Source organism: Vibrio sp. SSH13-20 (assembly GCF_040104475.1).
Classification (GTDB): domain Bacteria; phylum Pseudomonadota; class Gammaproteobacteria; order Enterobacterales; family Vibrionaceae; genus Vibrio; species Vibrio harveyi.
Genome location: NZ_JBECOU010000008.1, coordinates 134,552 through 153,533, shown reverse-complemented (window position 1 = coordinate 153,533; position 18,982 = coordinate 134,552). Strand labels below are relative to the sequence as shown.

At 43.4% G+C, this 18,982-nt stretch carries 19 protein-coding genes; 12 read left to right on the top strand and 7 right to left on the bottom strand.

What is annotated here, in order from left to right:
• Positions 1-5: 5 nt before the first annotated feature.
• Positions 6-1,064, bottom strand: a complete 1,059-nt coding sequence (gene citC, locus ABMY42_RS21470; RefSeq protein WP_237032187.1) for a [citrate (pro-3S)-lyase] ligase — start codon at positions 1,062-1,064, stop codon at positions 6-8.
• 264 nt (positions 1,065-1,328) lie between these two features.
• Here citC and ABMY42_RS21465 point away from each other — a divergent pair, with 264 nt between their 5' ends.
• From ABMY42_RS21465 to ABMY42_RS21440, 6 genes are all read left to right on the top strand, one after another.
• Positions 1,329-2,672: a 2-hydroxycarboxylate transporter family protein gene (locus ABMY42_RS21465; RefSeq protein ID WP_017190260.1), complete on the top strand. Its 1,344-nt coding sequence runs from the start codon at positions 1,329-1,331 to the stop codon at positions 2,670-2,672.
• Between the two features lie 68 nt (positions 2,673-2,740).
• Complete coding sequence (locus ABMY42_RS21460; RefSeq protein ID WP_017818057.1) at positions 2,741-2,992, top strand: OadG family transporter subunit; 252 nt, start codon at positions 2,741-2,743, stop codon at positions 2,990-2,992.
• 11 nt (positions 2,993-3,003) lie between these two features.
• Positions 3,004-4,815, top strand: a complete 1,812-nt coding sequence (gene oadA, locus ABMY42_RS21455; RefSeq protein WP_349266772.1) for a sodium-extruding oxaloacetate decarboxylase subunit alpha — start codon at positions 3,004-3,006, stop codon at positions 4,813-4,815.
• Positions 4,816-4,830: 15 nt separating this feature from the next.
• Positions 4,831-6,132, top strand: coding sequence for a sodium ion-translocating decarboxylase subunit beta (locus ABMY42_RS21450; RefSeq protein ID WP_005445449.1), 1,302 nt, complete (start codon positions 4,831-4,833; stop codon positions 6,130-6,132).
• A 112-nt stretch (positions 6,133-6,244) separates the two neighbouring features.
• Positions 6,245-7,900, top strand: a complete 1,656-nt coding sequence (locus tag ABMY42_RS21445; RefSeq protein ID WP_069687193.1) for a sensor histidine kinase — start codon at positions 6,245-6,247, stop codon at positions 7,898-7,900.
• Complete coding sequence (locus tag ABMY42_RS21440) at positions 7,887-8,567, top strand: response regulator (RefSeq protein ID WP_005445452.1); 681 nt, start codon at positions 7,887-7,889, stop codon at positions 8,565-8,567. The genes ABMY42_RS21445 and ABMY42_RS21440 overlap by 14 nt, the downstream gene beginning before the upstream one ends.
• Before the next feature lie 81 nt (positions 8,568-8,648).
• Here ABMY42_RS21440 and ABMY42_RS21435 read toward each other — a convergent pair whose 3' ends face one another.
• Positions 8,649-8,918: a hypothetical protein gene (locus ABMY42_RS21435; RefSeq protein ID WP_005445453.1), complete on the bottom strand. Its 270-nt coding sequence runs from the start codon at positions 8,916-8,918 to the stop codon at positions 8,649-8,651.
• A gap of 556 nt (positions 8,919-9,474) precedes the next feature.
• Between ABMY42_RS21435 and ABMY42_RS21430 the strand changes: the two genes are divergently transcribed.
• Positions 9,475-9,834, top strand: coding sequence for a hypothetical protein (locus ABMY42_RS21430; protein ID WP_005445454.1), 360 nt, complete (start codon positions 9,475-9,477; stop codon positions 9,832-9,834).
• Between the two features lie 134 nt (positions 9,835-9,968).
• Here the strand turns inward: ABMY42_RS21430 and ABMY42_RS21425 are convergent, their stop codons facing one another.
• A complete protein-coding gene (locus tag ABMY42_RS21425) occupies positions 9,969-10,682 on the bottom strand; it encodes a hypothetical protein (RefSeq protein ID WP_017818054.1) in 714 nt (237 codons plus the stop codon).
• Positions 10,683-11,297: 615 nt separating this feature from the next.
• Between ABMY42_RS21425 and ABMY42_RS21420 the strand changes: the two genes are divergently transcribed.
• Positions 11,298-12,095: a DoxX family protein gene (locus ABMY42_RS21420; RefSeq protein ID WP_050933126.1), complete on the top strand. Its 798-nt coding sequence runs from the start codon at positions 11,298-11,300 to the stop codon at positions 12,093-12,095.
• Positions 12,096-12,200: 105 nt separating this feature from the next.
• On the opposite strand, the gene ABMY42_RS21415 is transcribed toward ABMY42_RS21420, so the two are convergent.
• Positions 12,201-13,835 (bottom strand): ABC transporter substrate-binding protein, encoded by a 1,635-nt coding sequence (locus tag ABMY42_RS21415; protein WP_349266771.1) that lies wholly within the window; start codon positions 13,833-13,835, stop codon positions 12,201-12,203.
• A 374-nt stretch (positions 13,836-14,209) separates the two neighbouring features.
• Here ABMY42_RS21415 and ABMY42_RS21410 point away from each other — a divergent pair, with 374 nt between their 5' ends.
• On the top strand, positions 14,210-15,319 hold the full coding sequence (locus ABMY42_RS21410; protein ID WP_349266770.1) for an L-dopachrome tautomerase-related protein: 1,110 nt from the start codon (positions 14,210-14,212) through the stop codon (positions 15,317-15,319).
• A gap of 112 nt (positions 15,320-15,431) precedes the next feature.
• A complete protein-coding gene (locus ABMY42_RS21405) occupies positions 15,432-15,797 on the top strand; it encodes a cupin domain-containing protein (protein WP_017818051.1) in 366 nt (121 codons plus the stop codon).
• A 125-nt stretch (positions 15,798-15,922) separates the two neighbouring features.
• On the opposite strand, the gene ABMY42_RS21400 is transcribed toward ABMY42_RS21405, so the two are convergent.
• Together ABMY42_RS21400 and ABMY42_RS21395 are read right to left on the bottom strand one after the other, a co-directional pair.
• Positions 15,923-16,351 (bottom strand): NUDIX hydrolase, encoded by a 429-nt coding sequence (locus ABMY42_RS21400; RefSeq protein ID WP_005445461.1) that lies wholly within the window; start codon positions 16,349-16,351, stop codon positions 15,923-15,925.
• Positions 16,352-16,446: 95 nt separating this feature from the next.
• Positions 16,447-16,827, bottom strand: a complete 381-nt coding sequence (locus tag ABMY42_RS21395; protein ID WP_017190266.1) for a hypothetical protein — start codon at positions 16,825-16,827, stop codon at positions 16,447-16,449.
• Positions 16,828-17,105: 278 nt separating this feature from the next.
• Between ABMY42_RS21395 and ABMY42_RS21390 the strand changes: the two genes are divergently transcribed.
• Entirely contained in the window at positions 17,106-17,444 is a 339-nt protein-coding gene (locus tag ABMY42_RS21390) for a YceK/YidQ family lipoprotein (protein ID WP_017190267.1), read from the top strand.
• Positions 17,445-17,551: 107 nt separating this feature from the next.
• The gene (locus ABMY42_RS21385; RefSeq protein WP_349266769.1) at positions 17,552-18,274 is read left to right on the top strand and encodes a peptidase; all 723 of its coding nucleotides are present in this window, start codon (positions 17,552-17,554) and stop codon (positions 18,272-18,274) included.
• Positions 18,275-18,384: 110 nt separating this feature from the next.
• On the opposite strand, the gene ABMY42_RS21380 is transcribed toward ABMY42_RS21385, so the two are convergent.
• A complete protein-coding gene (locus ABMY42_RS21380) occupies positions 18,385-18,855 on the bottom strand; it encodes a hypothetical protein (protein ID WP_038897556.1) in 471 nt (156 codons plus the stop codon).
• Positions 18,856-18,982 lie beyond the last annotated feature (127 nt).

Below are 18,982 nucleotides of genomic sequence, written 5' to 3'. Positions count from 1 at the left end.
GGCTGTTAAGCAGCCACTGTTTCTTGGGTAAGACACGGTAAAGCGTCCGTGTGCCTTTGTAGGTAGTCGATAGAGGTTGAGGGTAAAAAGTGAACCAGTTGATCCAATTGCCCTTTCTGCAAGAGTTTTCGCACCGTTGACGCTGAAATCGTGGTGCCAGACGCACACTTACGCTCTATTTCAATAACGCTGATTGGTGCGCCGTTGAGATCCTTGGTGGTTAATCTGTGTTTCATTTGTTGGTTGTAATAATGAGTCACAACACAGTCTGGCTCTGTCCCAACAAATCGGTGTGTAATGCCTAATGCTGGCGCAATATGCTGACGATATAAATTTAGGTCAATAGCGGTATGACAATAATCAATCAATCGCTTCTCTTTAATAAAGTAAGTAGGAAACGTTGCTTTAGATATTATATATTTTGAACCATGATGAATCGTAAGATTAGGAATATGTTTAGTGCCACTTTCAATCATATTCAAACGATCGTGATAAGAAAAACCTTTACCCTCTTCGCTGACGACAAATAAATGTAGCCAATCGCATTGTGACGCCGCCGTTTCAATTAAGTATTGATGCCCTAAAGTAAACGGGTTTGCATTCATCACAATGCTGCCTATTTTATCACCGTCTTTCTTTTTCTTTCTTAATGAACGTACAAAGTTTCTTAAATTGGTCTGACTATTTTCCATCAAGACTAATTTATCGTCTGCAAAAGAAATGGGGAAAAAGCCAGATTCACGAAACCTTTGCATATTCTGAGGCTTGGTAAACAAGAACAGATCAAAGCGCCCCATTTCATAAGCCATCGTGGTCAACTCAGTCATTAATCGTAGAGAAAATCCAGTACCTTGTAAGGCAGGATCAATCGCAATAGATTTTAGTGTTGAGCCAGCAAGACCGCCGCAAGCAATGATTTGACCTTGAGACTTCGCCACCACAAATCGCTCTACATCAGCGTCAACATCCAAATCATAACAAGTTAGAAACTCGGTAATAGCACCAAACTTCTCGTATTGATTTCGGTTCACTCGACTAAATGCGTAGGTGTCAAACATGATCATCATCCTCTTTCGTGTTGCCGCCATCATGCGTCACTTGAATTTGAAAAATGATGATCCGTATCGACTATTTTCTTCTACTAAACGTCATTTATGAATTTAATGAATTTAATTACTCAACTATCTGTAAATTAAGTGATTGGATAATTAAAAACTTTAAATTCATAAGTGTGTATATATTCCACAAAGTAAAATGATCACACTCACAGTTAGGTTTTTCATTCAAATTTAAATTACGCCATGTTAAATCAACACGGAATAATAATGATGAACGAAAAGACCCTTTCAATAACTGAAACAAGAAGCCCGGGATTAGACTTATTATCTCAAGTCCGAATCTTTGGCTTACCATTACCGCTATATGCATTTATGTTCGCGGTCATGTTAATTGCACATATGACAGACACCATCCCTGATAATATTGTCGGCGGTTTTGGTTTTATGTTTGTTGTTGGTGCGCTATTTGGCGAACTGGGTAAACGCCTGCCTATTTTTAACAAATACATTGGCGGTGCACCTGTCATGATCTTCCTTGTCGCAGCTTGGTTTGTTCATGCAGGTTTATTAACCCAAAACGAGATTGACACTGTCACCGCAGTCATGAAGAAGACCGATTTCCTCGACTTGTTCATTGCCGTTCTGATTACTGGCTCGATTTTGGCGGTTAACCGTAAGCTACTGCTTAAATCATTAGTTGGTTACATTCCGACCATTCTTGCAGCCGTTGCAGGTGCTTCAATTCTCGGCATTCTTGGCGGCATGATGTTTGGCATTTCTATCGACAAAATCATGATGCTTTACGTACTGCCTATCATGGGTGGTGGTAACGGTGCAGGTGCGATTCCACTTTCTGAAATCTATGAATCAGTCACGGGTGGCTCTAAAGAACAGTACTACTCGGTTGCAATTGCAATTTTAACCATCGCCAACATCGTAGCGATTGTCGCAGCAGCGGTTCTAAACAGCATCGGTGAAAAAGTACCGTCTTTGACTGGTAATGGCGAGCTATTGCGTAAGTCTAATTTCGATGTTGAAGAGAGCGAAGCTCCAAAAATCACTCCCCGTGAAATCGCGATTGGCTTGATGATGGCGGCATGTATTTACACCTTCTCATCCGCCCTTTCTAAAGAAATACTGCCAGGTTTTGGTGACGTAAAGATCCACACTTTCGCTTACATGGTCATCATCGTTGCGATTGTGAACGCCTGTGGTATCTGCTCTGAAGAAGTGAAAGAAGGCGCAAAACGTTTGTCTTCATTCTTCTCAAAACAATTGCTTTGGGTGCTCATGGTGGGCGTTGGTATCGCTTATACCGACCTTGGCGAAATCATGAATGCACTAACCTTCACGAACTTAATCATCGCAACATTGATCGTTGCTGGCGCAATCATTGGTGCCTCTGTCGGTGGTTGGTTAATGGGCTTTTACCCAATCGAGTCTTCAATCACTGCCGGTCTATGTATGGCAAACCGTGGTGGCTCTGGTGACCTTGAAGTTCTTGCTGCGTCAAACCGCATGAGCTTGCTGTCTTACGCGCAAATCTCATCTCGTCTTGGTGGCGGTATCGTACTGGTCATCGCAAGTGTCGTGTTCGGCATGTTGGGCGGTTAACCCCCTTCTTATTTTGTCAAAGAGCAAAGTCTTCCTTTGCTCTTTGTTTTGTCCAATGGGAGATATTAATGGAAGTTAATTTATTCACCGAAGGCTTAAACCTCATGACACTGGGTATGGGTTTTGTCTTCACTTTTCTTGTTTTCTTGGTCTTTGCTGTCAAAGCCATGTCTCGCTTTTTGGGGCGCTTTCATGTCGAACCAACTCCCCCTCCGCAAAAGAAAGTGTGTGCTGCCAAACCATCAAACGATGATAACCAACTCGTCGCTGTGATTGCTGCCGCTATTCATCATCAAAAAATCAAACAAAGCTCGCTATAAGAGGAATTCGAATGTCTGAGTCTACTAAACGCATTGGCATCACTGACGTTGTATTACGTGATGCCCACCAGTCGTTATTTGCCACCCGTTTACGCATCGACGATATGCTGCCAATCGCCCAACAGTTAGATGACATCGGCTATTGGTCACTTGAGTGTTGGGGTGGCGCTACGTTTGATAGTTGCATTCGTTTTCTAGGGGAAGATCCTTGGGAAAGACTGCGAGAGCTCAAAAAAGCGATGCCAAAAACGCCGTTGCAAATGTTGCTTCGAGGTCAAAATCTATTGGGTTATCGCCATTACGCTGACGACGTCGTTGATAAGTTCATTGAACGCTCCGTGGTAAACGGCATGGATGTATTCCGTGTATTTGATGCGATGAACGACCCACGAAACATGCAACAAGCAATTGCTGCGGTGAAAAAACAAGGCGCACACGCTCAAGGTACACTCTGTTACACCACTAGCCCTGTTCATAACCTACAAACCTGGGTAGACATCGCGCAACAATTGGGTGAACTTGGCGTTGATTCGATCGCAATCAAAGACATGGCGGGCATCCTGACACCAACCTTAGCCAGTGAGCTGGTTTCAACATTAAAACAGCAAGTGGATGTTGACCTTCACCTGCATTGCCACTCGACCGCTGGCATGGCTGATATGACGTTAATGAAAGCCATTGAAGCTGGTGTAGATCGTGTGGACACAGCGATTTCTTCCATGAGCGGCACTTACGGTCACCCAGCAACAGAATCTCTGGTTGCATCACTTCAAAACACTGAATACGACACAGGTTTGGACATTTCAGCGCTGGAAGCTGTCGCTGCATACTTTAGAGAAGTACGTAAAAAATACGCCGCTTTTGAAGGTCAGTTAAAAGGCTCAGACTCTCGCATTATTGTGGCGCAAGTCCCTGGCGGAATGTTAACCAACATGGAAAGTCAGTTGAAACAGCAAAATGCCGCAGACAAGCTTGATGCGGTGTTAGAAGAGATCCCGAAAGTCAGAAAAGAGCTGGGGTATCTGCCGCTTGTCACGCCAACGTCGCAAATCGTCGGCACACAGTCTGTCATCAATGTCCTTATGGGTGAGCGCTACAAAACCATTACTAAAGAAACCGCTGGTGTCTTGAGAGGCGAGTACGGCCAAACGCCTGCTCCTGTCGACACGGAACTGCAACAGCGTGTGTTGGAAGGTTCAGAACCAATTACTTGCCGCCCTGCCGATAAGTTGGAGCCAGAACTGGAGCACCTGACCACAGAAGTGACCACTCAAGCAAAAGCGCAAAACATTCCGCTCTCCGGCAGCGCTATTGACGACGTACTTACTATCGCGCTTTTCCCACAAGTGGGTTGGAAGTTCCTAGAAAACCGCAACAACCCAGACGCCTTTGAACCCGCACCTTGCAATGAAGCAGCAAGAGCAACAGCACAAACAAAAAATAAGACCAAACCAGAGAAACAAACCATGAATGCTACCTCAGAAAGCGGTGTTTACACCATTACCGTCAACAACCAAAGTTATGTCGTTCAGGTTGACGCAGGTGGCGATATTCAAGCCGTGTCAGCCCCCCAACCTGCACCATCAAAGCCAGTGACAACCGCTCAAGATGCCGAGCCGATGAACGCCCCACTTGCGGGTAACATTTGGAAGATCCACACCAAGCCTGGTGATGAAGTTGAAGAAGGCGATGTGCTACTGATTCTTGAAGCGATGAAGATGGAAACAGAAGTTCGCGCACCACGTTCCGGAAAAATCGCCAGCATTGATGTGTCTGAAGGCGACGCAGTAGATGTAGGCGAACCTTTACTTCAACTGGCGTAACGAGGCATTAGTCACATGGAAAATGTCTTAGCGTTAGTGAATGACTTTGGTTTGTTCCACCTCGAATGGGGACAAGCCATCATGCTTATTGTTGGCTTGATTTTGCTTTATCTCGCTATTGTTAAACAGTTCGAACCTTTGTTGTTGGTGCCAATCGGCTTTGGTGGGATTCTTGCTAACCTACCTGATGCAGGCTTAGCCTTGTCAGCGGTAGAAAACGCGCTCCATGCTGCCAAACCAGAGGTAATGTCCGCATTTGGCTCTGTGTTGAACATTGCGACGGACTCCGCTGCCGAAGTAAAAACGGCACTTGCAACGGCGACACCAACTCAACTTGCCAACATCCACTTACTCGCAGAAGAGTATCAATACTCAGATGGTATGCTGTACCTATTTTACAGCATTGCTATTGCATCTGGCGCTGGTCCTTTGGTGATATTCATGGGCGTAGGCGCAATGACGGACTTTGGTCCATTGTTAGCCAACCCTAAAACCTTGCTTCTTGGTGCGGCAGCTCAGTTTGGTATCTTCGCAACTGTGCTCGGCGCTCTGGGTTTGAGCTCTATGGGTTTGATGGATTTCAGTGTCGCGCAAGCCGCTGCTGTGGGCATCATTGGTGGCGCAGATGGTCCAACGGCAATTTATGTATCTAGCTTGCTCGCACCAGAGTTACTGGGTGCTATCGCTGTAGCAGCTTACTCTTACATGGCACTTGTACCTTTGATTCAGCCGCCAATAATGCGTGCGCTGACCACAGAATCAGAACGCCAAATCACGATGCAGCAATTGCGTAAAGTGAGCAAGTTAGAAAAGATTTGCTTCCCTTTGCTCCTGTTGATTCTGATTGCCATGTTGCTTCCTTCGGCGACACCGCTACTAGGTATGTTCTGCTTTGGTAACTTAATGCGTGAATGTGGCGTAGTTGAACGTTTATCGGATACTGCTCAAAACGCGTTGATCAACGTCGTCACCATCTTTTTGGGTCTTTCTGTGGGTTCCAAATTGGTTGCCGATAAGTTCTTACAGCCGCAAACCATCGGTATTCTCGCACTTGGCATCGTCGCGTTTTGTATTGGCACAATGGCAGGCGTATTGATGGCAAAACTAATGAACCGTTTCGCGAGTGAAAAAGTGAATCCACTGATTGGCTCTGCGGGTGTCTCTGCGGTTCCGATGGCAGCAAGGGTGTCAAACAAAGTGGGTCTAGAAGCAAATGCACAGAATTTTCTACTAATGCACGCGATGGGACCAAACGTAGCCGGCGTTATTGGCTCGGCGGTTGCAGCGGGCGTGATGATCAAATATGTGATCGGTTAGACAGTTACACAAGGAACGAGGCTCGATTGACTATCTTCAATAGATCTCGATCAGGTCTCTTCCTTGTTTCATTTGATAATTTACCCTTCAATCAATAAGAAGCTTACCATTCATGCCAGACCGAACATTTCACGACTACCTCTGCCGTAACCTCTCTTTTAGACAGCGTGTATGGGCGCTGCTTTTTGTGGTTGTTTCGTTTCAATTGCTCCTTATCGGTGGTTATTTCCACCACATCCTTTCTGATACGTTAAACCATCAGGTCAGTGCGCGCGCAGTCATACAAGCTCGTGAAATTGCCAGCGACCCTCAACTGATCGAAGCGGTCTCTTTACGAGATACAGCGCGGGTACAAAAACAAATTAAGCGCCTACAAGGGATTTCCGATGCCAACTTCATCGTCGTCGGCGATAGTAAGGGCATTCGCTTAGCGCATCCAGACATCAAAAAAGTTGGCTACCCGATGCAAGGTGGAGACAACATACGCGCCCTTCAACAAGGATTGCACTACTACTCAATACGAGAAGGCAGCTTAGGTTTTGCGATACGTGGGAAATCCCCCATTATTTCCTCAACTGGCGAGATCATTGGTGTTGTTTCAGTAGGCTATTTACTGGATACCGTTAGTAATTTACTGATCCTCTACTCCACGCCGTTTTTCTTTGCCTTATTGATCATTCTAGTTTGCTCATCTTTGGGCGCTTGGTTCTTCTCTCGTCATATAAAAAGTCAGATGTATGGTATGGAACCAGAAGAGATCGCCCTCTCCCTCCGCGTGCAAAACTCGGTGTTTGAAGCGGTTTACGAAGGCATTATTGCGGTCGACAAACAAGGTCGTATTTTGTCGGCAAACCAGAGGGGACTTAAGATTCTAGGAATTGCGCGTAATCTTTCCCACCTCCAAGGTCGAATGGTGAACGAATACGTCACCCCTGCTGACTTTTTCTTGGGAGCAAAGATGGGAGAAGACTCGGAGGAGTCACAGAGACAGCATCAAGTTATTACCTGTAATGGCGAAACCTTGGTCGCGACTCGTGTAAAGATTTGGGAAGACAATCAACACTCTGGCTGGGTCATCAGCTTCAGACCGCGCAATGATTTAAGCACGCTCACATCACAACTTAACCAAGTTCAGCAGCAAACCGACAATTTACGAGTATTGAGCCACGAATACGCAAATAAGCTTTCTACGGTCAGTGGGCTGATTCAAATCGGCGCGTACGAAGAGGCGCTCAGTGCCATAAGGCAAGAAACAGAAACACATCAAAAGCTGATTGATTTCATTTCTCGTACGTTCAACTCCAAAGTGATTGCGGGTCTGCTATTAGGCAAATACAGCCGAGCAAAGGAACTTGGTCTCGCTCTCCATTTTGATCCGTACTGTCACCTAAGCGGTACACCAACCAAACTTACTGATGATGAGTTAGCCGCCATCATAGGTAACCTACTCGACAATGCTTATGAAGCAACGTTGAAAAACCCTGACAGCAACAAATGCATCTCGATACTAATTTCTGACGCCAACGAAACGGAATTGGTGGTCGAGGTTGCTGACAATGGCACTGGAATACCCGATGAAATCGCAGAATCCCTATTTGATAAAGGGATCACCAGCAAATCGCAACCGGGACACGGTATTGGCTTGTATTTAGTCCACCAGCTTGTCAATAACGCTGGCGGTGCAATCCTCGTCGACGATGCCGAACCAACCGGAACAATCTTTTCTTTATTTATTCCTAACGAGAGTTTGAAAGATGGAAATTTATGACGTTTTGATAGTAGAAGATGAATCCAATATCGCGGACTTTCATTCTTACTATCTTCAGCAAACACAACGTTTCAGACCTATCGGAATTGCAAAAAGTATCGCTGAAGCCAGAAAGATGATTCAGTTACTGAAGCCAAAACTGGTCTTATTGGATAACTACTTGCCTGACGGCAAAGGCATCGATTTATTGAAAGACATAACCGCTGCCAAGCAGTCACCAGATGTTATTTTTATCACCGCCGCCAATGACATGGAAACAGTAAGAGAAGGCGTAAGGTGTGGCGTGTTCGACTATCTGCTAAAACCGATCTCTTATGATCGCTTAACCGATTCTTTAGAGCGCTATCTGAAGTACACCAGTTCGTTAAAAGCAAATGACAACATCAATCAACGCCACGTCGACGAGCTGTTTAACTTTCAATCCAAATCATCACACATGCAAGCCTTACCCAAGGGGATCGATGAGCTCACGCTCGATAAAGTCACGAATGCCTTTGATGATGGCGAAATTATTTACACGGCGGAGTCTCTAGGCAATGAAGTCGGCATCAGCAAAACAACAGCAAGACGTTATCTTGAGTTTTTAGCCGCAAAAGGGTTTCTACTTGCTGTGATTCAACATGGTAAAGTTGGTCGCCCTGAAAGGGTTTATCAAAAGAAAATGTAACCTCCCCCTTGCTTAGGAAGAACGCTTTGAAACCCTACGATTCAAAGCGTTCCCTAAACGTCGTTGAAGCAACAACGTAAATCACAAGGTCAGATCCGCGGAGATAATTTCTGTGCCGTCGGAGACTTCCAATCGTTCAAGGTTATCACTGTGCGCCTTGCATAATGGCACCACGAAAACCTTACGCTCTTCCCCGTCTTTTCTAACCAGAACACCATAATCATGCTCTGCGGTACAGTTGGCTTCGCAGCAAAGGCGATGCTTAACGGTGCTGAAGTGACGCCAATACGCTAGCCACTCTAGTTTTGCTTTTTCCGTAATTAGCTCATCAGATATCTTACTTACTATCATACTCATACCATTTGTTTAGTAGACAGAAGCATTACACCGGATCATTGAGTTTGAGTTTCTAAGCGCGTTCAAAGAAAAGCGCAGATTTAATGCATGATTTAATTTCTATGGTTTTTATTCTCTTTACGCTCCCAAAGGGCACTCTTTGCAAATATAAGGGCCTTGGCTTGTATACTTTGTTGCCGCTTCTTGATTTAGAATGACTAGATCTTTAAATCGCCGCCGCGTCTACAAACCAAGTCATTCTCGCTGAACCTAGCATATCGAGGTTACTTGGGTATAGAACACTCATTAAAAACAAAGCATATTCAAATGTTGATTTCAAAAAAGACCACTAAAAACAATAATATCAACAATGAGTTTGTCGATATGCAAAAACTAAGATTCAAATAATAACAAGTGAAATTTAGTTCAATAAAAATAAATAAAGCAAAATCCAATCAGTGTTATATCTATGGTAAATAAAACATAGAGAATGGCTTATTGACACAAATGTAACAATATGTTTCCATAAAAACATCAAGTTCAACTTTTCATCAAAAGGTGCCTGATAGCCATGGAAAAACTAAGTAAAGAAGAGCTTAATGCGATTGCAACAAGAATGCTGCAAGACCTTATTATGTGTCGGATGCTTGATTTCCCCGAGCAAGGAAAAACAGCAAAAGAAATATCATTACTTACGAGGATCGATATATTCTCTGCATTTAGCATGCTCAACAAGCTAATCGATTGTGGTTTGATAGAAGAAAATAAATATCGGGATGACATTTATTATCGAGCGATCAATATTCCCGAATATTTTCACGTAAGTGTGCATCCCAATATTATTCTTGATTATGCAACAAGAAAAACAGAGCACATAAAGTTCTCTGGCACTTCAAAGCGATTATACAAAAAGCACTATATTTCTAACTGATACGAAGGCTAGTCGTTATCCTAGCAACAACAAAAATGAAGGCTTACCGTGGCAAGCCTTCATCTTGATGATGTTTAGATGAATATTGATTTAAGAGACGTGGTATCGAAAGGACTAACGGCTAGGAGCTAGAGCTAGGAGCCATTTTTGTTAATGTAAACGTCCGGCATCAAACAAGACGTGATGTCTGAGTTTTCGTACTCCACACTGTTCATTAGCTTTCCGCCTTGTAGATCAACGTTTTTCACTCCCATTTGTTTAAGGTCGTTAAGTGAGTAGTACCAACCTTCTGTGAGCTTGTTTTTTTGGCAACTTCTGTCTCTTATCTGACCATAAACCGTGATATATGGGTCGACATTGATGTAATTAAAGTACGCCTTTTCTTTGACCCTCAGATGGTTGAGGTAACCTTCATATTGATTCCAATAACCGTTTGGAATGGTTTGTTTCCACAGTTCATCAGATTGTAACGCACCACCGTGCCACCCTATCAAGGCGTCCTTTTTAATGGTAATACTATTGGCAGCCGTTAAGACATAGTTTGCGCATGCTGAAAAACATAGACGGCTGACTTCCACATCAAGATTATTTTCTTTTACAAAGTACCCAAACTCGATACCGGTATCAATCTCGCCTCCAGGACTGGTAATTCTGAGCTTTTTAATCTTCTTATCGCTAGATTTTACTAACCGAATTGCTTTTAAAACATCACCGCCAGAAATGACACCATCATAAACCAAAGTATCACCAACAATGATGACTTTACTCGCGGTTGGAACCATCAATTGTTGTGATGCACAGCCTGACAATATTACTGACAAACCAACAAGAATATACTGACGCTTCATAAACTGTTCTCGTTTTATATTACGATTAAGCCGCAGAAAAACAGCAAAAAGAGACACTTTACATCTTTTTTGCTTAGTCTTTTCATGAGGAAATAAAGACACGAGAAGACAATTCGTTATATCTTCTCCAATTGATTCATAAAAGCACAGTTTGATCTCACAAGATAATAGATATCAGACAGTTATGCGATCAGGTTCAAACATTAATTGCAGGGAAATATATTTACCCCATTGACACATAAGACATAAATATAGTTAAGCACAGAATCTAATTGAATATATGAATGACATATGCTCAAGTGACTTCAAGATGCAGGGTTCAGAGCATTGTCATTGATTCCCTGTTTACCGAAATTAAGTAATAAAAGTCATTTTTTATCAATAGTCGACAACGTGTTGAATTGAAGGATACTTATTAACATCGGCTTCACGTTCTGCCTCTCCTCTCTTCCACCTTAATTACTCGCTGTCTTGCAGCTGTCACTCGCTTTGTCTGTGTATTGTTCATCTCAGCCAAAGAATGATTTCACTTATTCCCTAATTATCAGAGAGTTAATAAGGCGTATTTTATTGTTCAGACACTCACTACAAATTCATAAACCTGATGAGGACAGGATGACTGCTCTTACTGGTCACGAGATGGAGAAACTATCAATGAACAATAAAAACAACACGTGGGTCGGGTTACAAATAACGTCTTTAGCGTCACTGGCAGCGATCGTGTTTAAACTCAATACCTACAATGATGTGTGGCTAACCACATCCCTTCTATCCTTTGGCGTATTGACACCTATCCTTGTTTTCGCCCTGAGAAATCGCAACAGACTGTCATTTTTGATGACCATTGCTCCAACCATAGTCATCATTCGTATCGGTGATCAAAATGACATTTCATTGGTTGGGTGGTTAACCGCCTTATCGTTGATCCCGTTGCTTGTTCAGTTCATCGGCATTGCGAAAGAGATATACAAAGAAAGCCCAAACGAATTTGCCCTTACCTGTATACGCCTATTTCTCGGATTGAACTTCTTAACCCACGGGACGGAAAAACTGTTTGCAGGAACCCAGATACACAATGGAATGCGAGGTTACTTTGGGCAGGTTGCTGGCTTTGATACGGTCGGTCCTTGGTTCACTGACTTAATGATCTACGTAGGTGGTATAACGGAAATTTCCGTGGCGCTATTGATTGGCTGGGGATTGTTTACACGCATCGGCGTTTTGTGGGCAATTGCGTATTTAATTGCAGCGGAGCTCTTCTCGGGTCACTTCTTCACAGGATATACGTGGGCACTGCCGGGCGGCGGATGGGAATTTCCTTTCTTCTGGGCAATGGCATTGTACCCGTTCTTGTTCCTGCACAATCAAGGGGCGTTATCTCTAGATAGCATGCTTCGTCGAGTTCGCGCTTAAGCTGGTTTTCTCAGCTTAGCCACCCTTGCCGATTTCCCCCGTCCAAAAAAGAGAGTTTGAGTTTCGCAAATCTCACGAAACTCAAACTCTTATCTAGCAATAAGCTTATTTCGCTTTGATGTACAGATCTTTGGTGTAGATCTTATCCTCAGCGTTGCCTTTCGGATAACCACCGAGAAGTGGAGAAACCAAACGAGTCGTCACGTACTGATAGATAGGCGCTAATGGCATGTCTTTCGCCATCTGAGTTTCTGCCGCGTAGTAAAGCTTGGTTCGCTCTTCTTCTGAGGTCGAGTTCAACGCTTTTTCTATGATGTCATCGTACGCTTTGCTCTTATAGTGAACTCCACCATTGACGTTAGAGCCGATCATCAAAGTCAGGAAGGTTGATGCTTCGTTGTAATCCCCACACCACGCGGCGCGCGTAACATCAAAGTTCCCTTCATCGCGACTGGCTAAATAAGATTTCCACTCTTGGTTTTCTAAGTGAACTGTCACGCCCAGTGTTTTCTTCCACATTGATGAAATGGCAACGGCGAGTTTCTTGTGGTTTTCTGATGTGTTGTACAGCAGATTAATATCTAGAGGATGTTGTTTGTCATAGCCCGCCTCTTTAAGCAGTGCTTTTGCTTTTTCATTACGCTGCTTTTGAGTGAGTTTGCCGTATTCAGGCAACTGAGGGGAAAATCCGGCCGTGATTTCTGGCGTCAGGAAGTACGCAGGCTTTTGTCCCTGCCCGAGGATGGCTTTGGTAATAATGTCTCGGTCAATCGCATAAGACAGCGCTTTACGTACTCGAACATCATCAAACGGTGCACGTTGAGTATTGAACTGATAGTAGTAGCTACATAGATTGCCTTTTATCGACAAGTCCTCAGGGTACTCTTTTTGAAGTCGACGGAAGTGTTCGTTTGGCACTTCGTTAGTCATTTGAATCTCACCTGACAAGAAGCGGTTCATTTCTGACACCTGATCTTCAATAGGCAGATAAGTCACTTTGTTAATGACGGTGTGTACATCATCCCAATACTTTGGATTTCGCTTAAGCACGAGACGCTCGTTGACCACCCATCGGTCTGGCACATATGCACCATTCCCCACAAAGTGTTCTGGCTTGGTCCACTTATCTCCCCACTTCTCTACCGTTGCTTTATGGACTGGCATCATGGTGGTATGAGCGAGCATCTTAACAAAGTATGGTACTTCAACATCGAGCTCGACCTTAAGGGTATAGTCATCAAGCGCTTGGACACCTAACTGACTGATGTCTTTCTTGCCTTCTATGATGTCTTGCGCGTTTTTCATTTTGGTCGAAGAAAGATACCAAGCGTAAGGTGACGCAGTTTTTGGATCCACGACTCGACGGAAGCTATAAACAAAATCTTGCGCAGTAACCGGGTCACCATTAGACCATTCTGCGTTGTGTCGTAAATGAAAAACGAAGGTGCGATTGTCCGTTGTTTCCCAAGACTCCGCGACGCCAGGGATGGTTTTACCATCGGCATCTTGCGTTACTAAGCCTTCCAGTAAATCGCGAATCACATTAGATTCTGGAACGCCCTCGGACTTTTGTGGATCAATAGTTGCGACTTCGGTGCCATTACCTCGAACAAACTCCTGCTTTTTAGCCAGCTTTACTCCGTCTGGCACGTTCGCGGCGAACGCAGGTTGAGTAACGGCATAGCCGATGATACTGGTACTGATAAGGAGTGTAATTTTAGTATTGTTATTAATGAACATGGTTGTGCCTGCTTGTTTGCTGTGAAACTTTTTATTAACAACCACTATTCACTACAATATCTCTCTTCAAAAGATAATAATTATTCACAAAATCAGACGCTTTACATCACTTCATCACCACAACTTATCTCTTGCTAATTAGATTCAATAAAATAGTCACGTTGGAGCTTTGAGCTTTGAGCTTTGAGCTTTGAGCTTTGAGCTTTGCACTCACGGATTATCAAAAATTATTAGAAAATAAATCAAATAAAGAACTGTTTTTAATGGACTATTCCGAGGCTAGGATTTCAATACGCACTGAATGAGACGCTCAACATCTCATTCGAGTCGCCAAAATCCATACATCAAACTGTTCATTTCAAAATGGAAATAAAATGAAAAAGCATCTTTTAACTACCAGCCTCTTCACTGCTGCTGCCGCAATTTCAGCGGTGGCATCCTATTCAACTTACGCTGCGGAAATCGGTTCTCTTGAAGCCGTGACACAATTTAACGATTACCGCGGCGCAGGTGTCACCGTAACACCCGAAGGTCGCTTGATCGTAAGCATGCACCCTTTGGACAATCCCAAATATCGAGTCGTCGAAGTGATGGCGAATGGTACTAAAAGACCCTTCCCAACCATGGACTGGTCAGACGGACCAGAGGTCGGCGATGTAGGCTTAAGCGCGGTTATTGGCGTTCACTCCGACAGCAAAGGTACGGTCTGGATGCTCGATATGGGCAGCGAAACCTCACCGGCACAATTGGTCGCGTGGGACACGTCTAAAAATAAGTTGAGCAACCAAATTACAATTAACTCATCTGCGCTAAGAGACAACTCATTCCTGCAAGATTTTGCCATCGATGAAAAGCACGCGAAGATCTACATCGCTGACATGACCTTTGGCAACTTCATTGGGGCAACGAACCCCGCTATTGTCGTGGTAGATTTAAAAACGGGTCAGTCGACACGTGTATTAGAAAATGCGCCCCAGCTTATGCCAGAAGACAGAGATATAGTCATCGAAGCTTCTCTATTGGCATCGAAAACAGAACAAGGTGCCACGAACCACTTACGTTTTGGGTTAAACCCAATCGCTATTGATGACAATAACGAATGGCTCTACTTTGGCGCATTTACTGGCACAAAAATCTATCGAGTTCCGACTTCAGCCCTAGAAAATGCAAAAAACACAGATAGTAAGCTGCAGAATAAAATCGAAGTATATGGACCAAAAAGACCCAGCGATGGCATTGCGTATGCGCCAGGGGGTGGCATTTTAGCGACCGATCTCGAACATAGTGGTGTTGGTTTGGTAACCAAAGGCAAATATCAGACACTTATTCAAGACAAAAAGCTATCTTGGCCGGACAGTATGGCAGTCAGCGGCGATTACATTTATGTCACCCAAGACCAGCTTCATCAGCACCCAGCATTCAGTCAAGGTCTCGGTAATGCAAAGGCGCCTTACACCCTGTATCGCTTCAAATATCAACCTTAACGGTCATCTATTACGTGTGAACAATGTTTCTCTTTACATACGGTCAGTAGCGACATAACGTCGAAGGAGATAAAAAGCGTTTCAATCCCAAAAATTCAAGGAGTTATCATCAATGAAGAAGATCAACATTAATGAGAAATTTGGGCTTTTTTCAGAGCAGTGGACACCCAAAATATTAGCTGAGTCGAACGGTCAGCTAGTTAAAATCGCAAAAGGCTCTGGCGAATTAGTTTGGCATAAACATGACAACGAAGATGAACTATTTATCGTCTTTAAGGGTGAACTGACGCTGAAATTACCAGAGCAAGAAGTGGTACTAAAGCCGGGTGAAATGTTTGTTGTACCGAAAGGTGTCGAGCACTGCCCTGTCGCCGAGCCAGACACTCACTTCATGATGATTGAGCCATCCACAACGGCGCATACTGGTGAGCTGAAAAGTGATATTACCGTATCGGCTGAAGAACAAGAGTGGATATAGCGCGATAAAATTAACCACTAGTCATTATATCCCTGCACTTTGAGGTTACTTAGGGATTAGTATCAAAGCTGGTCTAGAGCTCAAAACTAAACCAGCTTTTACCAAAGGGGCAACGCTACGGCTCTCTATTCAGCGCTAGCTTGGAAAAGCACATCTAGTTCGGTTTGTGCTTTTAGCAAATTCTCTAAAGGCAAAAACAGAGGCTCCGGAAGCTTGTCTAAGTCAAACCATTTCCATTGCTTACACTTCTCCGGTTCAGCGACCTGAGGCTCTCCAACCTCACATGAAGCAGCAACAAACAAAGTGACATAGTGCTTACCCTCTTTCTCGAAAACATCATTCGTGAAGCTCAACTTCTTAAAAGACCCAACAACTAAGCCGGTTTCTTCGAGTGTTTCGCGCTTAGCACAATCTTCAATAGATTCACCCCATTCAAGGTGTCCTCCGGGTGTAGCCCAAGTATGAGCCCCGTGTGAGCCAATACGTTCACCAAGTAGCACTCGTCCTTCGCGCACAATCACTGCCGCGACACCTACTCTTACTGCTTTATCCAATCTAATTCCCTTTTTAATTACTGCATAACGCCGCAATACTTTGCTATGTATTTAATACCGATAGAAAAGCATCCTGCTACAACGAGTAATGTTGCCTAAGCGCCTGCCATAACGCTGTTTTGTATCAATGCAAAACCAAAAATCAACAGTCCAAATGCTTGGCAACCTGCCCTAATGCGTATGTAAATTTCTTCGTTATCTCGCTTATCGAAATGGTCGATGATTTCTACCAAACAGTAAATACAGCCAAGTATAAAGGCAGCAAAAGCGATGTATATGGCATCACCGTGTAGCGTTACCTCTGTACGCCTTCCTAAAAACACATATAACTCGCCGGAATAGATGCCATAAGCGCCATACACCACCAGAAATACGCCGACTACTAAGTTGAGGACTAACTTATGTTTAGGGAACGAGTTAGGAACATGTTTTTCTCCCGCTTTTCTATTTTTCTGTATGAAAAAATCAGTAAACATAGTTATTCCTAAATTAAGTTGGAACGTAAGTGGTATCGCGACGTCAATCGTTGATTAAATTGCCACATTACACATTTCTAGGGAGGTCTGTGGAGAACGATGACAATCTAAGAGCGAAACCTTTCATTTCCCTCTCTCTTAAACGCCACTATGTACCTAAACACTCTAAACCTTGTTGCGTAGCGCATATTATTGAACACAAAAAAGAATATCTACTCGCAATTCATTCTTTTGGGCTATAGATTCAATTTCAACGTTTATGTTTATAAAATATTTAAATGAAAATGAAAAACAATAACTTTAAGAAACTACGAACTGCATTACTTCTTACGCTTACCACTTCAATGATGGGTTGTTCTTCTTTGGATACTCACCTTGTGGGAGGGTATGGAGCGCCGTTTTCAGGAACAACACTGGCAGTCGCGTCCCAACCTTGCGCTTTTAGAAACGACTCGGTGGTCGACTATGTCTTTTACCCTTTGACTTTCATCGACATCCCGCTCTCTTTAGCAGCAGATGTCGTCTTTCTTCCGGTTGATTTAGCAATGGTGTTTACGCCAACGACGGACTATCGATTTGCATTAACACAAGGCTGTGGCACACATAGCATGATCTAAAGTTTGTTGTTAACTCGACAGCTAGCATTTTTATAAAAGCCCTACACATAAGGAACCAGACGCAGATAAACATGTCTATTAATGCGGTTCATTAATCAGGTAAATTTATGTGTGTTAAGTTAACAAAAATGGTTCTCCCTTTTCTATTGCTGCCGGGAGCGCCCGTTTACAGCGCAGAAACAACCAACGTTACACTTGTGGGTGACTCGATTCACTACACCGGTACATTAACCTCCGAAGCAAACGACGCTGTTGTGGAAATCTATGCTGATGCGGCAGTGAAACCAACCACTCTTGTGATCTCAAGTGACGGCGGTGATGTGGAGCTGGGAATGGTCTTAGGTGAATGGGTTTTTGCAAATAAAATAGATATTGAAGTCAACGACTATTGCCTTTCCTCTTGTGCAAACTATGTATTTACCGCAGGCAAAAACAAATATATATCAAACAAAGCAATTATCGGTTTTCACGGAGGCTTAAGCAGCCAGGAGTTTGATACCTCAGATATTGAGGCTTCATTTAAGGACTTACCCAAAAGACAAAGGGAAGAAGAAATTCAAAAAGTCTTACATGAAATGCAAACGTATATTGGCAAAACTAAGGAAAAAGAAGATTCGTTCTTCAAAAAAATCAAAGTAAAACAAGAAATAACAACCCTTGGTCAATCTCCCCGCTACGATAGTTTTTCCGATTCGGATTACTCCGGTTGGACCTATAACCCAAACGATTATTCGAAACTTGGAGTGAAAAACGTTTTTGTTAAACAGCCACCTTGGGAACTCGAACAACTCAAAAAATTTGGAAAAGTTTTTGTAGTCGAAGTCGAATAAACTTCTCGCTAAAGCCCTGAAAAATAGCACCGGGAAAACCCGAGAATAAGAGATATCTAGGCTTGATAGTGCATTCAATCAAGCCTAGCTGCGAGATACGCTTCAAACCTCTATTGCCAGGTAGAAATAATCTGTCTCAGCTTACGTTCTTGTCTTAGTGCTTCAAACCAAAAACCACCACAAGTCAACGCGATTCCAAACAAAAACATACCGAGTGGTATGAGCAAAGGTAAGCTAAAAGTATCAACACTCAGAAGAATGTAAATACCGGCACCTCCGGTAACGGCAAGCCAGAACAACATAAAACACATCACAAACAAGTTTAACCGCATGGAGACGCTCACCCGAGTACCATCTTTATTCGCCTCTACCTTTCCCTTCATGACAGGTAAAAATGAATTTCTGTAACGAATGTTTCCCACAAGATCGAAGCCCGTTTCGTCTACCTTTCCACAAAATGCTGAAGAGGAACTAGGCTTGAAAAAAGCTCGTTCTGATGTGTTTTCTTGTATTCGCTTTAAAACTTCAGGTGCAGACAAGAACGTATCGATTTGAAACCTATTATAGGGAATTAACTTCATAATGATCTCTATATTGAACATATACCCAAGTGACTTCAAGATGCTGGATTCAGAGCGTTGTCATTGATTCGAGTGCAAGGAAAACAACGAAGCGGAATAGCACGCTCTTTCCAAGTTGTTTGACGTA

What these genes read in the sequence shown, in the direction of transcription:
- citC (WP_237032187.1), bottom strand. Translation starts at nt 1,064, where the DNA reads ATGATCATGTTTGACACCTACGCATTTAGTCGAGTGAACCGAAATCAA.
- ABMY42_RS21465 (WP_017190260.1), top strand. Translation starts at nt 1,329, where the DNA reads ATGAACGAAAAGACCCTTTCAATAACTGAAACAAGAAGCCCGGGATTA.
- ABMY42_RS21460 (WP_017818057.1), top strand. Translation starts at nt 2,741, where the DNA reads ATGGAAGTTAATTTATTCACCGAAGGCTTAAACCTCATGACACTGGGT.
- oadA (WP_349266772.1), top strand. Translation starts at nt 3,004, where the DNA reads ATGTCTGAGTCTACTAAACGCATTGGCATCACTGACGTTGTATTACGT.
- ABMY42_RS21450 (WP_005445449.1), top strand. Translation starts at nt 4,831, where the DNA reads ATGGAAAATGTCTTAGCGTTAGTGAATGACTTTGGTTTGTTCCACCTC.
- ABMY42_RS21445 (WP_069687193.1), top strand. Translation starts at nt 6,245, where the DNA reads ATGCCAGACCGAACATTTCACGACTACCTCTGCCGTAACCTCTCTTTT.
- ABMY42_RS21440 (WP_005445452.1), top strand. Translation starts at nt 7,887, where the DNA reads ATGGAAATTTATGACGTTTTGATAGTAGAAGATGAATCCAATATCGCG.
- ABMY42_RS21435 (WP_005445453.1), bottom strand. Translation starts at nt 8,918, where the DNA reads ATGATAGTAAGTAAGATATCTGATGAGCTAATTACGGAAAAAGCAAAA.
- ABMY42_RS21430 (WP_005445454.1), top strand. Translation starts at nt 9,475, where the DNA reads ATGGAAAAACTAAGTAAAGAAGAGCTTAATGCGATTGCAACAAGAATG.
- ABMY42_RS21425 (WP_017818054.1), bottom strand. Translation starts at nt 10,682, where the DNA reads ATGAAGCGTCAGTATATTCTTGTTGGTTTGTCAGTAATATTGTCAGGC.
- ABMY42_RS21420 (WP_050933126.1), top strand. Translation starts at nt 11,298, where the DNA reads ATGACTGCTCTTACTGGTCACGAGATGGAGAAACTATCAATGAACAAT.
- ABMY42_RS21415 (WP_349266771.1), bottom strand. Translation starts at nt 13,835, where the DNA reads ATGTTCATTAATAACAATACTAAAATTACACTCCTTATCAGTACCAGT.
- ABMY42_RS21410 (WP_349266770.1), top strand. Translation starts at nt 14,210, where the DNA reads ATGAAAAAGCATCTTTTAACTACCAGCCTCTTCACTGCTGCTGCCGCA.
- ABMY42_RS21405 (WP_017818051.1), top strand. Translation starts at nt 15,432, where the DNA reads ATGAAGAAGATCAACATTAATGAGAAATTTGGGCTTTTTTCAGAGCAG.
- ABMY42_RS21395 (WP_017190266.1), bottom strand. Translation starts at nt 16,827, where the DNA reads ATGTTTACTGATTTTTTCATACAGAAAAATAGAAAAGCGGGAGAAAAA.
- ABMY42_RS21390 (WP_017190267.1), top strand. Translation starts at nt 17,106, where the DNA reads ATGAAAATGAAAAACAATAACTTTAAGAAACTACGAACTGCATTACTT.
- ABMY42_RS21385 (WP_349266769.1), top strand. Translation starts at nt 17,552, where the DNA reads ATGTGTGTTAAGTTAACAAAAATGGTTCTCCCTTTTCTATTGCTGCCG.
- ABMY42_RS21380 (WP_038897556.1), bottom strand. Translation starts at nt 18,855, where the DNA reads ATGAAGTTAATTCCCTATAATAGGTTTCAAATCGATACGTTCTTGTCT.